The sequence below is a fragment of the Streptomyces sp. Y1 genome (assembly GCF_041053115.1).
GTDB lineage: Bacteria > Actinomycetota > Actinomycetes > Streptomycetales > Streptomycetaceae > Kitasatospora > Kitasatospora rubellomurina.
In genome coordinates this window covers 3,885,971-3,904,209 of sequence record NZ_CP163445.1, presented here as the reverse complement: position 1 = coordinate 3,904,209, position 18,239 = coordinate 3,885,971, and the positions used below count along the sequence as shown (strand labels likewise).

General features: G+C 71.2%; 16 protein-coding genes. 9 read left to right on the top strand and 7 right to left on the bottom strand.

Annotation, left to right across the window (positions count from 1 at the left end; genetic code table 11):
* Window positions 1-261: 261 nt before the first annotated feature.
* On the top strand, window positions 262-1,620 hold the full coding sequence (locus tag AB2U05_RS16520) for an MATE family efflux transporter (RefSeq protein WP_369183582.1): 1,359 nt from the start codon (window positions 262-264) through the stop codon (window positions 1,618-1,620).
* A 97-nt stretch (window positions 1,621-1,717) separates the two neighbouring features.
* Here the strand turns inward: AB2U05_RS16520 and rplI are convergent, their stop codons facing one another.
* The 4 genes from rplI to rpsF all read right to left on the bottom strand — a co-directional run bounded on the left by rplI (window position 1,718) and on the right by rpsF (window position 3,477).
* Complete coding sequence (rplI, locus tag AB2U05_RS16515) at window positions 1,718-2,164, bottom strand: 50S ribosomal protein L9 (protein ID WP_045692703.1); 447 nt, start codon at window positions 2,162-2,164, stop codon at window positions 1,718-1,720.
* A 17-nt stretch (window positions 2,165-2,181) separates the two neighbouring features.
* A complete protein-coding gene (gene rpsR, locus AB2U05_RS16510; protein ID WP_030059640.1) occupies window positions 2,182-2,418 on the bottom strand; it encodes a 30S ribosomal protein S18 in 237 nt (78 codons plus the stop codon).
* Between the two features lie 77 nt (window positions 2,419-2,495).
* Complete coding sequence (locus AB2U05_RS16505) at window positions 2,496-3,089, bottom strand: single-stranded DNA-binding protein (RefSeq protein WP_045692704.1); 594 nt, start codon at window positions 3,087-3,089, stop codon at window positions 2,496-2,498.
* 97 nt (window positions 3,090-3,186) lie between these two features.
* Window positions 3,187-3,477, bottom strand: coding sequence for a 30S ribosomal protein S6 (gene rpsF, locus AB2U05_RS16500; RefSeq protein ID WP_030278276.1), 291 nt, complete (start codon window positions 3,475-3,477; stop codon window positions 3,187-3,189).
* A gap of 318 nt (window positions 3,478-3,795) precedes the next feature.
* Between rpsF and AB2U05_RS16495 the strand changes: the two genes are divergently transcribed.
* The 3 genes from AB2U05_RS16495 to AB2U05_RS16485 all read left to right on the top strand — a co-directional run bounded on the left by AB2U05_RS16495 (window position 3,796) and on the right by AB2U05_RS16485 (window position 6,508).
* Window positions 3,796-4,095: a membrane protein gene (locus tag AB2U05_RS16495; RefSeq protein ID WP_045692705.1), complete on the top strand. Its 300-nt coding sequence runs from the start codon at window positions 3,796-3,798 to the stop codon at window positions 4,093-4,095.
* A 216-nt stretch (window positions 4,096-4,311) separates the two neighbouring features.
* The gene (locus AB2U05_RS16490) at window positions 4,312-5,430 is read left to right on the top strand and encodes a peptidoglycan bridge formation glycyltransferase FemA/FemB family protein (RefSeq protein WP_045692706.1); all 1,119 of its coding nucleotides are present in this window, start codon (window positions 4,312-4,314) and stop codon (window positions 5,428-5,430) included.
* A gap of 43 nt (window positions 5,431-5,473) precedes the next feature.
* Window positions 5,474-6,508 carry an alanine racemase gene (locus AB2U05_RS16485; protein ID WP_369183581.1) on the top strand — a complete coding sequence of 345 codons (1,035 nt, stop codon included), beginning with the start codon at window positions 5,474-5,476 and terminating at the stop codon, window positions 6,506-6,508.
* A gap of 11 nt (window positions 6,509-6,519) precedes the next feature.
* On the opposite strand, the gene AB2U05_RS16480 is transcribed toward AB2U05_RS16485, so the two are convergent.
* Window positions 6,520-8,103 carry a glycosyltransferase family 87 protein gene (locus AB2U05_RS16480; RefSeq protein WP_045709337.1) on the bottom strand — a complete coding sequence of 528 codons (1,584 nt, stop codon included), beginning with the start codon at window positions 8,101-8,103 and terminating at the stop codon, window positions 6,520-6,522.
* 157 nt (window positions 8,104-8,260) lie between these two features.
* Complete coding sequence (locus tag AB2U05_RS16475) at window positions 8,261-10,867, bottom strand: transglycosylase domain-containing protein (protein WP_045692709.1); 2,607 nt, start codon at window positions 10,865-10,867, stop codon at window positions 8,261-8,263.
* A 355-nt stretch (window positions 10,868-11,222) separates the two neighbouring features.
* On the opposite strand from AB2U05_RS16475, the gene AB2U05_RS16470 reads away from it, so the two are divergent.
* From AB2U05_RS16470 to AB2U05_RS16450, 5 genes are all read left to right on the top strand, one after another.
* The gene (locus tag AB2U05_RS16470; protein ID WP_045692710.1) at window positions 11,223-11,909 is read left to right on the top strand and encodes a PadR family transcriptional regulator; all 687 of its coding nucleotides are present in this window, start codon (window positions 11,223-11,225) and stop codon (window positions 11,907-11,909) included.
* Window positions 11,910-12,038: 129 nt separating this feature from the next.
* The gene (locus AB2U05_RS16465; protein WP_045692711.1) at window positions 12,039-13,121 is read left to right on the top strand and encodes an inositol-3-phosphate synthase; all 1,083 of its coding nucleotides are present in this window, start codon (window positions 12,039-12,041) and stop codon (window positions 13,119-13,121) included.
* 136 nt (window positions 13,122-13,257) lie between these two features.
* A complete protein-coding gene (locus tag AB2U05_RS16460; RefSeq protein WP_244179082.1) occupies window positions 13,258-14,598 on the top strand; it encodes an MFS transporter in 1,341 nt (446 codons plus the stop codon).
* Window positions 14,599-14,732: 134 nt separating this feature from the next.
* The gene (locus AB2U05_RS16455) at window positions 14,733-15,374 is read left to right on the top strand and encodes a hypothetical protein (RefSeq protein WP_369183580.1); all 642 of its coding nucleotides are present in this window, start codon (window positions 14,733-14,735) and stop codon (window positions 15,372-15,374) included.
* A gap of 34 nt (window positions 15,375-15,408) precedes the next feature.
* Window positions 15,409-16,458: a hypothetical protein gene (locus AB2U05_RS16450; RefSeq protein WP_157882282.1), complete on the top strand. Its 1,050-nt coding sequence runs from the start codon at window positions 15,409-15,411 to the stop codon at window positions 16,456-16,458.
* A gap of 89 nt (window positions 16,459-16,547) precedes the next feature.
* Here the strand turns inward: AB2U05_RS16450 and AB2U05_RS16445 are convergent, their stop codons facing one another.
* Window positions 16,548-17,975, bottom strand: a complete 1,428-nt coding sequence (locus tag AB2U05_RS16445; RefSeq protein ID WP_045704944.1) for a CCA tRNA nucleotidyltransferase — start codon at window positions 17,973-17,975, stop codon at window positions 16,548-16,550.
* Window positions 17,976-18,239 lie beyond the last annotated feature (264 nt).

Below are 18,239 nucleotides of genomic sequence, written 5' to 3'. Positions count from 1 at the left end.
TGGACGAGCGGCCCAGGGCTGTGGAGAAGTGCCGCAAAGCTGTGGACACCCCTGTGGACGCCCCTGTGGATAAACCGACCATCGATCCACCGTCAACCGGCTGACCTGGGATTCCTTCTTCCCGGGCCTGTGCATGAGAAATTCTTCACACACACCCGGACGGCTGTGGGCACCGAGCACGTCGGCTGCGTCACTCGGGAGTTCGAGTAAGGCCTGAAACTGGCTAGCAGTCATTACCTGTGGATGAGTACCCTGGTGCCCATGACCGCCGTCCCCACCGAACCGACCGCCGGACCGCCCGCCGGGCCCTCCCGCCGCCGGCACGACCGGGAGATCCTCGCCCTCGCCGTGCCCGCCTTCGGCGCCCTCGTCGCCGAGCCGCTGTTCCTGATGGCCGACTCGGCGATCGTCGGCCACCTCGGCACCCGCCAACTCGCCGGGGTCGGCGTCGCCTCCGCCGCGCTCACCACCGCGGCCGGGATGTTCGTCTTCCTCGCCTACGCCACCACCGCCGCGGTGGCCCGCCGGATCGGCGCCGGGGACCGCCGGGGCGCCGTCCAGCAGGGCGTCGACGGCCTCTGGCTCGCGCTCGGCCTGTCCGTCCCGGTGGCGCTGCTCACCGCGCTGCTCGCCCCCCGGGTGGCCGAGGCACTGGGCGCCTCGCCGACCGCCGCGCCGTACGCCGAAACGTACCTGCGGATCAGCGCCCTGGGCATACCGGCGATGCTGCTGCTGCTCGCCGCCACCGGCGTGCTGCGCGGCCTCCAGGACACCCGCACTCCGCTGCTGGTGGCCGTCGCGGGCTTCACCGCCAACATCGGGCTGAACGCCGGCCTGGTGTACGGCGCCGGGCTCGGGGTGGCCGGCTCGGCCTGGGGGACGGTGCTGGCGCAGACCGGGATGGCCGCCGTCTACCTGGTCGTGGTGGTCCGCGGCGCCCGCCGCGAGGGGGCGACGCTGCGGCCCGACGCCACGGGCATCCGGGCCGGCGCCAGGGCCGGCGGCCCGCTGCTGGTGCGGACGGTCAGCCTGCGCGCGGTGCTGATGATCGCCACCGCGGTGGCCGCCCGGCTCGGCGACGACCAGATCGCCGCGCACCAGGTCACCATGACGCTGTTCAGCTTCCTGGCCTTCGCGCTGGACGCCATCGCGATCGCCGGGCAGGCCATCATCGGCCGCTACCTGGGCGCCTCGGACGTCCCGGGTGCCAGGGCCGCCGCCCGCCGGATGGTCGAGTGGGGCGTCGGCTCCGGGGTGGTGCTCGGCCTGCTGGTGGTGCTCGCCCGCCCGCTGTACGTGCCGCTGTTCACGCCCGATCCGGCGGTGCAGGGGCAGCTGAGCACCGCTCTGCTGCTGCTCGCGCTGACCCAGCCGGTGGCCGGTCTGGTCTTCGTGCTGGACGGCGTGCTGATGGGCGCCGGGGACGGCCCGTACCTGGCCCGGGCGGCGCTCGCGACCCTGGCGGTGTTCGTCCCGGCGGCCCTCGCGGTGCCGCCGTCCGGCACCGGGCTGGCCGGGCTCTGGTGGGCGATGAACCTGTTCATGCTGGTGCGCGCCGCGTTCCTGGTCCGGCGGGCCCGCGGCGGCAGCTGGCTGGTCACCGGAGCGGTGCGCACCTGAGGTGCGCGGCGGTACCGGTGCGCACCTGAGGCGCGGCGGGAACGACCGAGGGCCGGACTCCCGGAGGAGCCCGGCCCTCAGGCCACTGCTAGGGAACTCAGGCAGCCACGACGGCGACGTCGAGGTTGGCCACGACGTCCGAGTGCAGCTTGACCGAGACCTTGTGGGTGCCCACGGTCTTGATCGGCGAGGCGATCGCGACGGCGCGCTTGTCCACGGCCGGGCCGCCGGCGGCCTTGATGGCCTCGACGACGTCGGCCTGGGTCACCGAGCCGAACAGACGACCGGCGTCGCCCGAGCGGACGGCCAGCTTGACCTGGACGCCCTCGAGCTTGCCCTTGACCTCGGTGGCGGCCTCGAGCGTCTGGATGGCGTGGATCTTGCGGGCGCGACGGATCGCGTCGACGTCCTTCTGGCCACCCTTGGTCCAGCGGATGGCGTAGCCACGCGGGACCAGGTAGTTGCGGGCGTAGCCGTCCTTGACCTCGACGACCTCGCCGGCGGAGCCGAGACCCGGCACCTCGTGAGTGAGGATGATCTTCATTACTCGGTCACCCTCTCTTAGCGCGCGGTGCTGGTGTAGGGCAGCAGCGCCATCTCACGGCTGTTCTTCACGGCCGTGGCGACGTCACGCTGGTGCTGGGTGCAGTTGCCGGTGACCCGGCGGGCACGGATCTTGCCGCGGTCGGAGATGTACTTCCGCAGCAGGTTCGTGTCCTTGTAGTCAACGTAGTTGACCTTGTCCTTGCAGAAGACGCAAACCTTCTTCTTCGGCTTGCGAGCAGGCGGCTTCGCCATGGTGTGCTCCATTTGGTTTCACGGCCCGGCGGGCGCCCGGGGGCGCCGGCGGCCGGGCCGCACGAAATCTGTCAGCTCTAGAACGGGGGCTCTTCCGAGAAGCCGCCACCGGACGGGGCACCCCAGCCGCCGCCCTGGTTTCCACCGGACGGGGCGCTGGACGCCCACGGGTCGTCGGAGGGGCCGGACTGGCCGCCACCGGAGTTTCCACCCCAGTTGCCGCCACCCTGCTGGCCGCCACCGCCGCCCCAGTTGCCCTGGCCACCACCCTGCTGGCCGCCGAAGCCGCCGCCGGGGCCGCCGGACCGGTTGGCCCGGGTGACCTTGGCGGTCGCCGAGCGCAGGCTCGGGCCCACCTCGTCGACCTCGACCTCGAAGACCGTCCGCTTCTCGCCTTCCTTGGTCTCGTAAGACCGCTGGCGCAGTCGGCCCTGCACGATGACGCGCATGCCGCGCTGCAGCGACTCGGCCACGTTCTCCGCCGGCTGCCGCCAGACGTTGCACGTGAGGAAGAGGCTCTCGCCGTCCTTCCACTCGTTCGTCTGACGGTCGAAGGTGCGGGGGGTGGACGCGATGCGGAACTTCGCGACCGCCGCACCCGACGGGGTGAAGCGCAGCTCCGGGTCGTCGACGAGATTGCCGACGAGGGTGATGACGGTCTCGCCTGCCATGGTGGTGATGACCTCTCGGGAAGATGTCCGTTCACCGCATGTTCCACGTGGAACAGCGGACGCGAGCTACCCGAGACCCGAAGGCCTCAGAGGTTGCTCAGTGGGTGTCCGGGCGCAGGACCTTGGTCCGCAGAACCGACTCGCTCAGGCCCAGCTGGCGGTCGAGCTCCTTGACGACCTCAGGCGTGGCCTTCAGGTCGATGACCGAGTAGATGCCCTCGGACTGCTTGTTGATCTCGTAGGCCAGACGGCGGCGACCCCAGGTGTCGACCTTCTCGACCTTGCCACCGCCGTTGCGGACGACGGCGAGGAAGGACTCGATCAGGGGGGAGACAGCGCGCTCCTCGACCGAGGGGTCGAGGATGACCATCAGCTCGTAGTGACGCATGAGTAACCCACCTCCTTTGGACTCAGCGGCCACGGTCTCTCCGTGGCAGGAGGGTTGTGCGTAGCGTCGGCACCGGTGCGGTGACGACACCGGCCCACGGTAGCGGCCGGGTCGGACAGTCGGGCCCCGCTCCCCCGGAGGGGACCGGCCCCCGGAAGGGCACAAGGGGGGCACAACTACACCAGTGCAGACGGCACAGCCTACCTGCACCCGGACGGCCGAACAAAACGCATAGGGGTTGTGAGAGCGGCGCAACCGCCGCAATCTGGACGGAACGGGATTCCTGCCCGTTCGTCTCCACGCCAGGAGGTGGGACTCATGGCCCAGTCCGTCCACCGCATGCCCGCGCTCACGCTGAACACCGACGGCCACCCGCACCCCCGAGAGAACACCCTGGTGGCGCTCACCGCCGTCATGGGCGTGATCGCCTTCACCACCTCGTTCTTCTACAACCTGCACGTGCTCACCTCGTGGACCGGCCTGGCCGGGATCATCACGGGGTTCTGGGGGATGTTCGTCTCGGTCACCACGGCCGAGCGGTTCGTCCTGATGATCACGCTCGGCGCCTCCGCGGTCGGCTTCTACCTCGGCATCGCCCGCGGCGGTCTGATCGGCTGAGCCGGGCTGCGGAGCCCGGCTGCGGCATCCGGCTGGGGAGCCCCCGCCCCGCCCGTCCAGGAACCCTCGGCGCCCCCGTGGCGTATCTGCAAGCAGACAGGTACGCGACGGGGGCGCCGTCGCGCCCGCAGCGGCGGGCGTCCGGGCCCCGGACGATAGGGTCAGCCCGAGAAACACGGGGCCCACCGCAGCCCGACCGACGAGGAGCACCGAGCAATGAGCCTGCGCCTGAGGACGATCACCCGCGAGGAGCACCTCGCCTTCATCAGGAGCCGCGCCTCGGCCAGCCACATGCAGGTGCCGGCCTGGGGTGACGTGAAGGCCGAGTGGCGTTCGGAGTCGATCGGCTGGTTCGACGACCAGAACCAGCTCGTCGGCGCCGGCCTGGTGCTCTACCGCCAGCTGCCCAAGCTCAAGCGCTACCTCGCCTACCTGCCCGAGGGCCCGGTCATCGACTGGTTCGACCGCGACCTCGACCGCTGGCTCTCCCCGATGCTGGCGCACCTCAAGTCGCAGGGCGCGTTCTCGGTCAAGATGGGCCCGCCGGTGGTGATCCGCCGCTGGAACGCGCCGACCATCAAGGAGGCCATCGCCGCCAAGCAGGCCAAGCGCCTGCGCGACGTCGAGGCCGACTGGTACGAGGCGCGCGCCTTCGAGGTGGCCGACCGGCTGCGCAAGGGCGGCTGGCTGCAGGGCGAGGACGGCGGCGCCGGCTTCGGCGACGTCCAGCCGCGCTACGTGTACCAGGTGCCGCTGGCCAACCGCTCGCTGGACGACATCCAGAAGGGCTTCAACCAGCTCTGGCGCCGCAACATCAAGAAGGCCGAGAAGAGCGGCGTCGAGGTCGTCCAGGGCGGCTACGACGAGCTGCCGATCTTCCACCAGCTCTACCTGGTCACCGCCGAGCGCGACAAGTTCACCCCGCGCCCGCTGGCCTACTTCCAGCGGATGTGGAAGGCCCTCAACTCCGAGGACCCGAACCGGATGCGCCTGTACATCGCCTACCACGAGGGCGAGCCGCTGGCCTCGACCACGATGCTGGTGGTCGGCGAGCACGTCTGGTACTCCTACGGCGCCTCGGCCAACCACAAGCGCGAGGTCAAGCCCTCCAACGCGATCCAGTGGCGGATGATGCGCGACGCCTACGCCCTCGGCGGCGGCGTGTACGACCTGCGCGGCATCAGCGACACCCTGGACGAGAACGACCACCTGTTCGGCCTGATCCAGTTCAAGGTCGGCACCGGCGGCCAGGCGGCCGAGTACCTCGGCGAGTGGGACTTCCCGCTCAACAAGCTGCTGCACAAGGCCCTCGACCTCTACATGTCCCGCCGCTGACCCCGGTCCGCGCTGCCCGTCCGCCGCTCAGGAGGCTGACCCGATGACGCTGTCGCTCTACCTCGAAACCGACCGCTGGCGCGCCCACCAGCGCTCCGTCCTCGCCGAGTTCCCCGGCCTGGTGCCGGTCGCCAAGGGGAACGGCTACGGCCTGGGCAACCACCGGCTGGCCGAGGAGGCGACGCTGCTCGGCACCGGTGTGCTGGCCGTCGGCACCGCCTACGAGGCGGCCGACGCCGCCGAGTACTACGGCGGCGAGCTGCTCGTGCTCACCCCGTACCGGGTCGGCGAGGAGGTGCTGCCGCTGCCGCACGCCCGGGTGATCCGGACGGTGGCGAGCCTGGACGCGCTGCGGGCGCTGCACGGCGCCCGGGTGGTGGTGGAGTGCATGACCACCATGCGCCGGCACGGCGTGAGCGCGGCCGACCTGAAGTCCGTCGCCGCCGAGCTGGACGGCGTCTCCTTCGAGGGCCTGGCGCTGCACCTGCCGATGGACCGGCCGGACGGCTCCAGCCCGGTCGAGGAGGTCGCCCACTGGGTGGACACCGCCCGGGCGGCCGGCGTGCCGGTGCACACCGTGTTCGTCAGCCACCTCGGCGCGGCCGGCATGGAGCAGCTGGCCCAGCGCTACCCGGACACCGTCTTCCGGGCCCGGATCGGCACCCGGCTCTGGCTGGGCGACCACGCGGCGCTGGAGGTCCGGGCCACCGTCCTGGACGTCACCCCGGTGAAGAAGGGCGACCGCTACGGCTACCGCCAGCACCCGGCGCCGTCCGACGGCCACATCCTGGTGGTCGCCGGCGGCACCGCGCACGGCATCGGCCTGGAGGCGCCCAAGTACGTGCAGAGCATGGCCTCGCGCGCCAAGGGCATCGCCCGGGCCGGCCTGGCGACGGTCAACAAGACCAAGTCGCCGTTCCACTGGGCCGGCAAGCAGCTGTGGTTCGCCGAGCCGCCGCACATGCAGGTCTCGCTGCTGTTCCTGGACGGGGAGACCGCGCCCCCCGCGATCGGCGAGGAGCTCGGCCTCCAGGTCCGGCACACCACCACGCACTTCGACCGCGTGGTGGACCGCTAGGTCTCGACCGGCTACGGCTTCTCGGCCGGCTCCGGCAGTTCGGGCTCGTTCAGCCACTGCTCGGGGCCGGCCGGCGCGTATCCGGCGCCGACGTAGTCCTGCTGCTCGCGCAGGTACCGGGCGGTGCCGAGGACGGACACGTCCGGGGCGTGGTCGAGCACCCCGCCGGAGGGGTCGTCGCTGCCGTCCCAGCGGACCGGGTCGCGCTCCGGCCGCAGGGCGTCGCGCACCACCAGGGCGACCAGGTAGAGCGTGCCCAGCACGTGCAGCACGAGCGCGAAGTTGTACCAGGGCTCGCCGATCCCATGCTGCTTGGGCCCGGTCACGAAGCCCAGGTGGGACCAGATGCCCAGGGTGTACAGCACCTCGCAGGCCTGCCAGATCAGGAAGTCCCGCCAGCGCGGCCGGGCCAGCACCGCGAGCGGCAGCAGCCAGAGCGAGTACTGCGGCGAGTACACCTTGTTGGTCAGGATGAACAGCGCGACCACCAGGAAGGCCAGCTGCGCGAAGCGCGGCCGGCGGGGCGCCGCGAGGCCGAGCCACGCTATGGCCAGGCAGCCCAGCACCATCAGCACCGCGATGTACAGGTCGAGGCCGTCCAGCGCGGCGCCGCGCCAGCGCATCAGCAGCAGCCAGATCGAGCCGTAGTCCTCGCCGCGGTGCTTGCTGAACACGTAGAAGGTCGACCAGCCCTGCCAGTTGACCAGCATGATCGGCAGGTTGACCACCAGCCAGGCGCCCACCGCGCCGCCCAGCATCGTGCCGAACTCACGCCACTTCCCGGCCCGCCAGCAGAGCACCAGCAGCGGGCCGATCAGCAGCAGCGGGTAGAGCTTGGCCGCGGTGGCCAGGCCGATGAAGACGCCGGCCCAGCCCGGCCGGGAGCCGGACCACCAGGCCATCCCCACGGCGGCCAGCGCGACGGCGAGCAGGTCCCAGTTGACGGTGCCGTTGAGCAGCAGGACGGGCGCCATGGCGAACATCAGGGCGTCCCACGGCCGGCGGCGGTGGGTGCGGGAGAGCGCGACCACGGCGATCACCGCGCAGGCCATCAGCATTCCGGCGTTGATCGCCCAGAACCACTGCTCCTGGCTCTGCTGGTCCCCGCCGCCGGGCGTCAGCCAGGCCGCGACCTGCATGAACAGGCCGGTCAGCACCGGGTACTCGAGGTACTGCAGGTCCCCCGAGCTGCCCGGGATGCGGTCCACGTACGGGTGCAGCCCGGCCGCGAAGCCGCGCCCGGAGAACAGGTGCGGGACGTCGCTGTAGCAGGCGTGGATGTACTGCGGCGAGCCCGGCTGGAACCAGGCCTGCTCGTAGCAGGGCAGCTTCTGCGCCATGCCGAGCACCGAGACCACGATGACCACCAGCGCCAGGAAGCGGGCCGGGATCCACCAGGAGACGCCGAGCAGCGCCCGCCGTCCGGGCGGGCCGCCGATCACCTCGCTGCCGGCCGCCGCCACCGGGTCCTCGTCGGCGGGGACGACCACGGTCTCGACCGGCGGCGCGGCCGTGGCGACGGCTGCCGGGGTGGGCCCTTCGGCGGCGCCGGGCCCGTACGGGCCGGCGGTTTCGTCACGATCGCTCGACGTCATGCCGCACATCCTGCCGCACCGGCCGCGCGCGGACGAGGAGGACCCCGCAACCGTCCGAGGCCCGGATCGCGGCGGACCGGCCCGGCCGGCGTACCGAAACGGCGGTGGCGGCCCTCCGAGGAGGACCGCCACCGCCGTCACACGTTCCGGTGAACCGCTAGGGAGTCGTGGTGGGTGTCGGCTTGCCGGTGCCCTTGCCGCCGCCACCGCCCCCGCCACCGCCCGGTGTGGTGGTGTCGGTCGGTGCCGGCGGGCAGTTGACCAGCGGGATGCAGCCGCCACCGGTCGGCGGCGGGCTCGCGGTGTGCGTCTTGCTCGGCTGCGGGCCCTGGCAGTCCACGCCGGGGACGCAGCCCCCGCCCTGGGTGGGCTGCGGCGGCTGCGGCTGCTGCGGCTGGTTGGGCTGCGGCTGGGCCGGGGCGGACGGCGTGTCGGTGGCCGTCGCGGTCGGCGCCGCGGTGGCCGTGGACGGCGCGCCCGAGGAGTCCACCTCGCTGCCGACCGGCGTCGGGGTCGGGAAGTCCACCTTCTTCTCGTTGGCGAGCGCGGCCTTCATGTACCGGGTGAAGACGTCGGTCGGGATGTCACCACCGTGGATGGACTCCTTGCCGCCGGTGCCGTTGAGCGACTCCCGCTGGTGCTTGCTCGGGTCCTCGCGCCACATCGCGACGCTGGTCACCAGCTGCGGGGTGTAGCCCACCCACCAGGCCGACTTGTTCTTGTCGGTGGTACCGGTCTTGCCGGCCACCGGGCGGCCCAGCCCGTTGGTCTTGGTACCGGTACCCTTCGCGGCCACGTTGACCAGCACGTCGGTGACGTTGTCGGCGACGGCCTGTTCCAGCGCCACCTTGGTGTCCTTCTTGCCGAAGCCCGGCTTCTCCCGGCCGTCCACCTCGACCTTGGTGACCGAGTAGGGCTCGGCCTCCTTGCCGCTGGCCGCGAGGGTGCCGTAGGCGGTGGCCATCCGGATCGGGCTGATGGTGGAGGTGCCGATCGGGAAGGTCGCGGTGTTCGGGTCGGCCAGGCTCTCCTTCTTGACGCCCATCTGCACCGCGATGTCGGCCACGTTCTGGCCGCCGACGTCCTGCCCGAGCTGGACGAAGGGCACGTTGTACGACCACTGCATGGCCTGCCGCAGCGAGACGTAGCCGCGCTTGCCGGTGTCCTCGTTCTTCTGCCGGTACGGCTTGCCGTCGTCGCCGATCACCGGCGAGCCGTCCGCCTTGCGGATCACCGCCATGTCGTCGGAGAGGTAGCGGCTGTCGGCGTTGATCCGCTTCGGCTTGCCGCTGTCGTCCTTCGCGGTCTGCACGCCGGTCTGCATCGCGGCGGCCAGCACGAAGGGCTTGAAGGTCGAGCCGACCTGCACGCCGGTGGCCTCGGCGTTGTTGTCGAAGTGGCCGTTCTCCACGCCGTCGCCGCCGTAGATGGCGACGATCGCGCCGTCGCCGGGGCGGATGCTGGCGGAGCCGAACTGGACGAAGGTGTCGTTGTCGGGGCGCTTCTTCGGGTCGAGGTTCTCGGCCTTGACGTCGTCGACGGCCTTCTTCAGCTCGTCGACCTTGTCCTTCTCGAAGGTGGTGTAGATCTTCAGGCCGCCCTTGTCGATCACCTGCTGGGTGATCGACTTGTCGGTGGCCATCACGTACCGGTTGGCGGTGTCGACCAGGTAGCTGATCTCACCGTTCATCTTGGAGCTCGGCTTCGGCGGGATCGGGTCCGGGAAGGCGGTGCACTTGGCCCGCTCCTCCGGGGTGATGGCCTTGGTCTTGACCATCTGGTCGAGGATCCAGCTCCACCGCTCCGTCGCCCGCTGCTTGTTGTTCGGGTTGGTCGGGTCGAACAGCCCGGCGCCCTTCAGCAGGCCGGCCAGCATCGCGCTCTGGCACACGCTGACGTCCTTGGCGTCGATCCCGTAGTACGCCTGGGCGGCGGCCTGGGCGCCGTTCGCGCCGCGGCCGAACCAGCTGGTGTTCAGGTAGCCCTTGAGGATCTCGTCCTTGTCGAGCTTCTGGTTGATCTTCAGCGTGATGAAGAACTCCCGCACCTTGCGGCTCAGGGTCTGTTCCTGGCTCAGGTAGGCGTTCTTCACGTACTGCTGGGTGATCGTCGAGGCGCCCTGGGTCTCGCCGCCCTTCGCCATGTTGTAGACGGCGCGGAGCATGCCCTTGGGGTCGATGCCGCTGTCGGTCTTGAAGCTCTGGTTCTCCGCGGCGATCACGGCGTTCTGCAGGTTGGGGCTGATGTCCTTGAGCTCGACGATCTGCCGGTTCTGCTCGCCCTTGCGGGTCATCTCGGAGCCGTCGGCCCAGTAGTAGATGGTGTTCTGCTGCTGGACCAGCGCGTTCATGTCGGGGATCTGGGTGGTCTGGTACAGGTAGAAGACCAGGCCCACGAAGCACCCGAAGACCAGCACGAACCCGCTGAGCCACTGCTTCCAGGACGGCAGCCAGCGCCGGACGCCGGTCTTGCCGAACCGCGGGTAGTCGATGAAGCGCTTCTTGCCCGGACCGGCGGCTGCCTCGGCCGCGGCGGCGCCGCGACGGCCGCCGCCGCCCTTGCCGCCCTTCTGCGCGGCCTTGCGCATCTCGGCCCTGGTCATCCGGGGTTGCTGCGCGGTCTCCCGCATCCCCGGCGGGCGCGGGCGGATGCCGTCCGAGCGCAGCTCGTCGCGGCCCGGTCCGCCCCGGCGGCCTCCGCTGTTCCCCGGGGGCTGCTGACCCTCGCCGCCCGGGTTGGGCGTCCTGCGCCGCCGTTCGCTCATCTTTCCAGCCACTCCTCGCCAGGCGATTCCAGCCTGAAGGCAGGTTCACGTCCGAATGCCCGCAAACCGACCCGATCCCGGAGGTGGTCCTCGTGCACACGCGACAGCGTACGCAGCCTGGAAATACAACTAATCGGGCATCAGCCGCCAATACCCGCAAAACGGCGTCAGATCATTACACGCCCGTTGCCAAGCCCACCCGCGCGTCGGCTTGTGATCACATTCACGCGTGCCCCCCTTGCCGGTTCCGGGGGCCAGGCTTACTGTTCTCGATATATCGAGCCGATACATCGAAACGGCATACTGTTTCCGATGGCCGGCCGGACCAGGGTCGAGAGGGAGGAGGACGACACCAGTGGGCAGACGCTCAGGAGTGTTGGAATTCGCCGTTCTCGGCCTGCTCCACGACGCCCCGATGCACGGCTACGAACTGCGCAAGCGGCTCAACATCCTGCTCGGAACGTTCCGCGCGCTCTCCTACGGAACGCTCTACCCCTGCCTGAAGAGCCTGGTCGCCCAGGGCTTCCTGGTCGAGGACAACCCGGACGTCGAGTACGTCCCGGCCACCGCGCTCAACGGCAAGCGGTCCAAGATCGTCTACCGGCTCTCCGCCGAGGGGAAGCAGCGCTTCGAGGAACTGCTCGCCGACTCCGGCCCGGACGCCTGGGAGGACGAGCACTTCGGCGTCCACTTCGCGTTCTTCGGCCAGACCGACCGGGCCGTCCGGATGCGCGTCCTGGAGGGCCGCCGCAGCCGGCTGGAGGAGCGCCTGGAGCGGATGCGCAACTCGCTGGCCCGGGCCCGCGAGCGGTTCGACGACTACACCGTCGAGCTGCAGCGGCACGGACTGGAATCGGTGGAGCGCGAGGTCCGCTGGCTCAACGAGCTGATCGAGACCGAGCGGGCCAACCGCACCGGTCGGCCCGGCCCCGCCAACGGCGGGACCCCCAAGACTTCGGACGGCCGTGGCCAGGAGGACGGGCCCCCGGGCCCGCCCGGGTCACCGTACGACCGCCCGGGGCGCTCCGCCGAGGAGCGCTGACGCCGCGCCAGCCCCGTGCCGCGCGGCAGGAGAGGGCGCCCCGCGCGCCCGTACAAGCAGTCATTCGAAGAAGCAGGACGAGTGCCGTCACATCCGGCGGTCCTCATGAGATCAGAGGGAGCAACCGGAATGGGTTCGGTTCGCGTAGCCATCGTGGGCGTGGGCAACTGCGCCGCGTCGCTGGTGCAGGGTGTCGAGTACTACAAGGACGCCGACCCGGCCGGCAAGGTCCCCGGGCTGATGCACGTCCAGTTCGGTGACTACCACGTCCGTGACGTGGAGTTCGTCGCCGCCTTCGACGTCGACGCCAAGAAGGTCGGCTTCGACCTGGCCGACGCCATCGGCAACAGCGAGAACAACACCATCAAGATCTGCGACGTGCCGCCGACCGGCGTCACCGTCCAGCGCGGCCACACCCTCGACGGCCTGGGCAAGTACTACCTGGAGACCATCGAGGAGTCCGACGAGGCCCCGGTCGACGTCGTCCAGGTCCTCAAGGACCAGCAGGTCGACGTCCTGGTCTGCTACCTGCCCGTCGGCTCCGAGGCCGCGGCCAAGTTCTACGCCCAGTGCGCCATCGACGCCAAGGTCGCCTTCGTGAACGCCCTGCCGGTGTTCATCGCGGGCACCAAGGAGTGGGCGGACAAGTTCACCGAGGCCGGCGTGCCGATCGTCGGTGACGACATCAAGTCCCAGGTCGGCGCCACCATCACGCACCGCGTGATGGCCAAGCTGTTCGAGGACCGCGGTGTCATCCTCGAGCGCACCATGCAGCTGAACGTCGGCGGCAACATGGACTTCAAGAACATGCTCGAGCGCGAGCGCCTGGAGTCCAAGAAGATCTCCAAGACCCAGGCCGTCACCTCGCAGATCCGCGACCGCGAGCTGGGCGCCAAGAACGTCCACATCGGCCCCTCGGACTACGTGGCCTGGCTGGACGACCGCAAGTGGGCCTACGTCCGCCTGGAGGGCAAGGCCTTCGGCGACGTCCCGCTGAACCTGGAGTACAAGCTCGAGGTCTGGGACTCCCCGAACTCGGCCGGTGTCATCATCGACGCCGTGCGCGCCGCGAAGATCGCCAAGGACCGCGGCATCGGCGGCCCGATCCTGTCGGCGTCCTCGTACTTCATGAAGTCCCCGCCGGTGCAGTACTTCGACGACGAGGCCAAGGAGAACGTCGAGAAGTTCATCCGCGGCGAGGTCGAGCGCTGAGCGCTGAGCGCTGAGCGCTGAGCTGACGGCTCTAGCGTGACCGAAGGGCTCACGATCTCCGGATCGTGAGCCCTTCACCTTTTCCCTGCCGATGTTTCACGTGAAACAGCGCCCGGTTCCGTGGCACCCTGGGCGGGTGGCGATCACCGAGAACGGCAGCACCCACCAGTCCGCGCACCGCGCCACGCTCGCCGACCTGCTCCGGGGACGCGACTTCCGGCGGCTGCTGACCGCCCGGGTGCTCTCCCAGCTCTCGGACGGGGTCTTCCAGGTCTCACTCGCCGCCTACGTGGTGTTCTCCCCGGAGAAGCAGTCCTCCCCCGCCGACATCGCCTCGGTGCTGGCCGTGATGCTGCTGCCGTTCTCGGTGATCGGCCCGTTCGCCGGGGTGCTGCTGGACCGCTGGCGCCGCCGCCAGGTGCTCTACGTCGGCAACCTGGCCCGCTTCGGGCTGGGCCTGGGCACCGCCGCGCTGCTCCTGGCCGAGGCGCCGACCTGGCTGTTCTTCGCCTCCGCGCTGCTGGTGACGGCGCTCAACCGGTTCATCCTGGCCGGCCTGTCCGCCGCCCTGCCCCGGGTGGTCGAGCAGGAGCAGTTGGTCACCGCCAACGCGCTCTCCCCCACCCTGGGGACCGTCGCCGCCGCCTCCGGCGGGGGCCTGGGCTTCCTGCTGCACCAGGTGATGACCCCCGGGCCGCGCGCGGACGCCGCGCTGGTCACGGTGGCCGCGCTGCTCTACCTCTCGGCCGCGCTCGCCGCCCGCCGGATGGACCGCGACCTGCTCGGCCCCGAGCAGCACGGCGACCGCCCGGGGCTCGGCCAGGCGCTGGGACGGGCCGCCGCCGAACTCGGCGCCGCCGTGCGCCACCTGGTGCGGGACTGCCGGCCCGCCGTGCACGCGCTGGCCGCCGTCACCGCGGCCCGGTTCTGCTACGGCGTGCTGATCGTGGTCGTGGTGATGCTCGCCCGGTACACCTTCAACGACCCGACCGACAGCGCGGCCGGCCTCGCCACCCTCGGTCAGGCGGTCGGCCTGTCCGCCGCCGGGTTCTTCGCCGCCGCGGTGGTCAGCCCCTGGTGCACCCGCCGGCTGGGCCTGGCCGGGTGGATGACGGCCTGCCTGGTGGCACCGGTGGTCTTCGTGCCCGCGCTGGGCCTGAGCTTCACCGTGGTGCCCTGCCTGATCGCGGCCCTGCTGCTCGGGGTGGTCACCCAGGGCACCAAGATCTGCGCCGACACGGTGGTGCAGGAGTCGGTCGAGGACGAGTACCGCGGCCGGGTCTTCGCCGTCTACGACGTGCTGTTCAACGTGGCCTTCGTGGCCGCCGCCCTGGTCACCGCGCTGGTGCTGCCGCTGTCCGGCCGCTCGGTCGCGGTGGTGGTCGGGGTCGCCGCGGTGTACGCGCTCACCGCCGTCCTCTACCTGCGCGCCGCCCGCCGACGCCCGCCGACCGGAACGGGCCCGGCCGGCCACTGACCCGGTGGCGCGGTGACGCCGCGCCCCGACCGGCCGGAAAACCGGCGGGACCTCGGGACAAATGGCGTCGGACCGACTCGCTAAGGTACTCAGACCTGTCGGAGCGACAGCACTCGGTCTCGGGGGACGAACTGATGAGCACACCGCCCAGCCCGTACGGGCCGCCGCCCGGGTACGCGCCGCCGTCGCCCGTGCCGCCGCAGCCGGGCCCGCCCGGCCCGCCCGGCTTCGGGCCGCCGCCGGCCTACGGCCCGCCCGCCGGGTACGGCCCGCCCGCCGGGTACGGGCAACCCGCCCAGCCGTACGGCCAGCCCGCCCACGGGCAGCCCGGCTACGGCCAGCCGGCCCAGCCGTACGGCCAGCAGCCGCCGCCCGGCTACCCGGCACCGGCTCCCGCCGCTCCCCCCGCCAAGCGCGGCCGCACCAAACTGCGGCTCTTCGGCGCGCTGGGCGGCTGCGCCGTGCTCGGCGTCGCCTACTTCGTGGCCGGCCCCAGCGTCAGCAGCGCCAAACCCGGCGACTGCGTGCACGTGGGCGGCAGCCGCGTCGAGAAAGTCGTCAAGTGCTCTGATTCCAGCGCCAATTACCGCGTAGTGTCGAAGTTCGAGAACACCGGCGACGTCAACCGCTGCCGGCAGACGTCGCAGACCAGCTTCGCCGTCTCCGGCAAGAGCGGCCGCCGCTGGAACAAGAAGCGGTACGTGCTCTGCCTCGGCCCGATGACTCCCGCCGCACCCGGCACCGGCACCGGCAAACCGCCGGTGCAGTCGTCCTGAACCCTTCGTCACCACCGCTCTCCTGGGGGACCCCTTGTCCGTTCCGCCGCCGCAGATGCCGTACGGCGCGCCGCCGCCGCCCGACGGCAACCCGTACTCCGCCGGAAACCCCTACGGCGCCCCGCCGCCCCCGCCCGTGGGCCAGCCCGGGTACGGCTACCCGAGCGCCCCGCCGCCGCCCCAGCCGCCGTACGGCGCCCAGCCGCCCGGCGGCTACGACTACGGCGGCGGCTACGGAGGGGCCGGCGGCTACGGCGGCGACGGTTACGGCTACCCGCCGATGGACGGCCCCGCCTGCCGCTTCTGCGGCGGCATGCCGGCCGTGGAGACCACCGTGCGCGGCCACCAGGGCCTGATCCTGGCCTACCGGATGCTGCGGATGTCCGGCCCGTTCTGCCGCACCTGCGGAACGGCGACGGTGCGCGACATGTCCTCCCGCACCCTGGTGCAGGGCTGGTGGAGCCCGGTGTCGGTGGTCATGGCGCCGATCACCCTGCTGATGAACCTGTTCTCCAACAGCAAGATCAACAAGCTGCCGCCGCCCGCCCCGGGCACCCACGGCCCGCAGCTCGACCCGGGCGTGCCGCTCGGCCGCCGGCCGAGCATCGCGATGCTGATCCTGCCGGTCTCGCTGGTCGTCACAGTGGTGCTGGCCGCCACCGGCGCGCTCGGCCCGACTGGCAAGGACAACCCCGCGCCGTTCGCGGTGACGACGCCGACCACGACGCCGTTCACCTTCACCCCGAAGCCGCTGCCCTCGCCGACCTGGACGTACACCCCGCCGCCGCTGCCGACCTTCACCCCGACCCCGACCCCGACGCCCAAGGACAGCGTGGACGACGCCAAGGTCGGCGACTGCCTGCGCAACGAGAACGGCACCAGCGAGACCACCGACACCCACCCGAAGGTCACGATGCTGCCCTGCAGCGACCCGAAGGCCCAGTACAAGGTGGTCTACAAGTACCCGGCCACCTCCGACGAGAAGGTCTGCGAGAAGCAGTCGAAGGCGGACAGCTGGTACACCAGCAAGCACCCCAACTGGCCGGCCCTGGACTACGTGCTCTGCCTCAAGCAGATCAGCTGAGGCCGACCGCACCGACGAACGCGACGAGGGGGTGGCCCCGGCACTCGGCCGGGGCCACCCCCTCGTCGCGTCCCGGCGCCCCGGGTCCGTCAGCCCTGCTGCTGGCCGGCCCACCACTCGCGCAGCGCGGCGACCGCCGCGTCGTGCTCCATCGGGCCGTGCTCCAGGCGCAGTTCGAGCATGTGCTTGTACGCCTTGCCGACCATCGGCCCGGGCTTCAGGGCGAGCAGCTCCATGATCTGGTTGCCGTCCAGCGCCGGGCGGACTGCGTCCAGCTCCTCCTGCTCCTTCAGCTCGGCGATCCGGTGCTCCAGCCCGTCGTAGGTGCGCGACAGCGTCGCGGCCTTCTTCTTGTTGCGGGTGGTGCAGTCCGAGCGGGTCAGCTTGTGCAGGCGCTCCAGCAGCGGGCCGGCGTCGGTGACGTAGCGGCGCACCGCCGAGTCGGTCCACTCTCCGCCGCCGTAGCCGTGGAAGCGCAGGTGCAGCTCGACGAGGCGCGAGACGTCCTCGGTGAGCTCCTTGGAGTACTTGAGCTCGCGCATCCGCTTGCGGGTCATCTTCGCGCCGACCACCTCGTGGTGGTGGAAGGAGACCCGGCCGTCCGACTCGAAGCGGCGGGTGCGCGGCTTGCCGATGTCGTGCAGCAGCGCGGCCAGCCGCAGGGTGAGGTCCGGGCCGTCCTGCTCCAGGTCGATGGCCTGCTCCAGGACGGTCAGCGAGTGCTCGTAGACGTCCTTGTGCCGGTGGTGCTCGTCGCGCTCCAGCTGCAGCGCGGGCAGCTCGGGCAGCACGAACCCGGCCAGCCCGGTGTCGACCAGCAGCCGCAGGCCCTTCACCGGGTACCGGGACAGCAGCAGCTTGTTCAGCTCCGCCTGGATCCGCTCGGCCGAGACGATGGTGATCCGCTCGGCCATCGCCGTCATCGCGGCGACCACCTCGGGCGCCGGGTCGAAGTCCAGCTGGGCGGCGAAACGGGCGGCGCGCATCATCCGCAGCGGGTCGTCGGAGAAGGACTCCTCGGGGGTGGCGGGGGTGCGCAGCACCCGGGCCTCCAGGTCGTCCAGGCCGTGGTGCGGGTCGACGAAGCCGCGGCCGGGCAGGTCGACGGCCATCGCGTTGACCGTGAAGTCGCGGCGGACCAGGTCCTCCTCGATGGTGTCGCCGTAGCTGACCTCGGGCTTGCGGGAGGTGCGGTCGTACGCCTCGGAGCGGTAGGTCGTGATCTCGATCAGGAAGGACCCCTCGGGGGTGTCCTTGCGGGCGCCGACGGTGCCGAAGGCGATGCCGACGTCCCAGACCGCGTCGGCCCAGCCCTTGACCAGCTTGAGCACCTGCTGCGGGCGGGCGTCGGTGGTGAAGTCCAGGTCGTTGCCGAGCCGGCCGAGCAGCGCGTCCCGCACCGAGCCGCCGACCAGCGCCAGCCGGTGCCCGGCCGCCTGGAACCGGCGGGCGATCTCGTCGGCCACCGGTGAGACCCGCAGCAGCTCTTGCAGCCCCAGCGTCTGGGCCTCGCTCAGGCCTGGGACGACCTGGACGGCGGTGCTGGAACGGTCGGTGCGCGCGGTGGGCTCATTGGCAGTGGACACGGCTCACAAGGGTACGTGCCCCGGCAGGTCAACCGCCCGCGCGTTTCCAGCGTCTCACCCCACAGCCCGCAACACTGCGTGCCGGGCTGCATCGTTACCATGCCGGTGGACGAGTCTCGGACACCGGACAGGGGATGCGGTGTCACGCGTCGCCACGGCCGGCGGAACCTCCCGGCAGCAGCGCGGCGGAGAGCG

Coding starts and splice junctions, on each gene's coding strand:
- AB2U05_RS16520 (WP_369183582.1), top strand. CDS start 262: ATGACCGCCGTCCCCACCGAACCGACCGCCGGACCGCCCGCCGGGCCC.
- rplI (WP_045692703.1), bottom strand. CDS start 2,164: ATGAAGATCATCCTCACTCACGAGGTGCCGGGTCTCGGCTCCGCCGGC.
- rpsR (WP_030059640.1), bottom strand. CDS start 2,418: ATGGCGAAGCCGCCTGCTCGCAAGCCGAAGAAGAAGGTTTGCGTCTTC.
- AB2U05_RS16505 (WP_045692704.1), bottom strand. CDS start 3,089: ATGGCAGGCGAGACCGTCATCACCCTCGTCGGCAATCTCGTCGACGAC.
- rpsF (WP_030278276.1), bottom strand. CDS start 3,477: ATGCGTCACTACGAGCTGATGGTCATCCTCGACCCCTCGGTCGAGGAG.
- AB2U05_RS16495 (WP_045692705.1), top strand. CDS start 3,796: ATGGCCCAGTCCGTCCACCGCATGCCCGCGCTCACGCTGAACACCGAC.
- AB2U05_RS16490 (WP_045692706.1), top strand. CDS start 4,312: ATGAGCCTGCGCCTGAGGACGATCACCCGCGAGGAGCACCTCGCCTTC.
- AB2U05_RS16485 (WP_369183581.1), top strand. CDS start 5,474: ATGACGCTGTCGCTCTACCTCGAAACCGACCGCTGGCGCGCCCACCAG.
- AB2U05_RS16480 (WP_045709337.1), bottom strand. CDS start 8,103: ATGACGTCGAGCGATCGTGACGAAACCGCCGGCCCGTACGGGCCCGGC.
- AB2U05_RS16475 (WP_045692709.1), bottom strand. CDS start 10,867: ATGAGCGAACGGCGGCGCAGGACGCCCAACCCGGGCGGCGAGGGTCAG.
- AB2U05_RS16465 (WP_045692711.1), top strand. CDS start 12,039: ATGGGTTCGGTTCGCGTAGCCATCGTGGGCGTGGGCAACTGCGCCGCG.
- AB2U05_RS16455 (WP_369183580.1), top strand. CDS start 14,733: ATGAGCACACCGCCCAGCCCGTACGGGCCGCCGCCCGGGTACGCGCCG.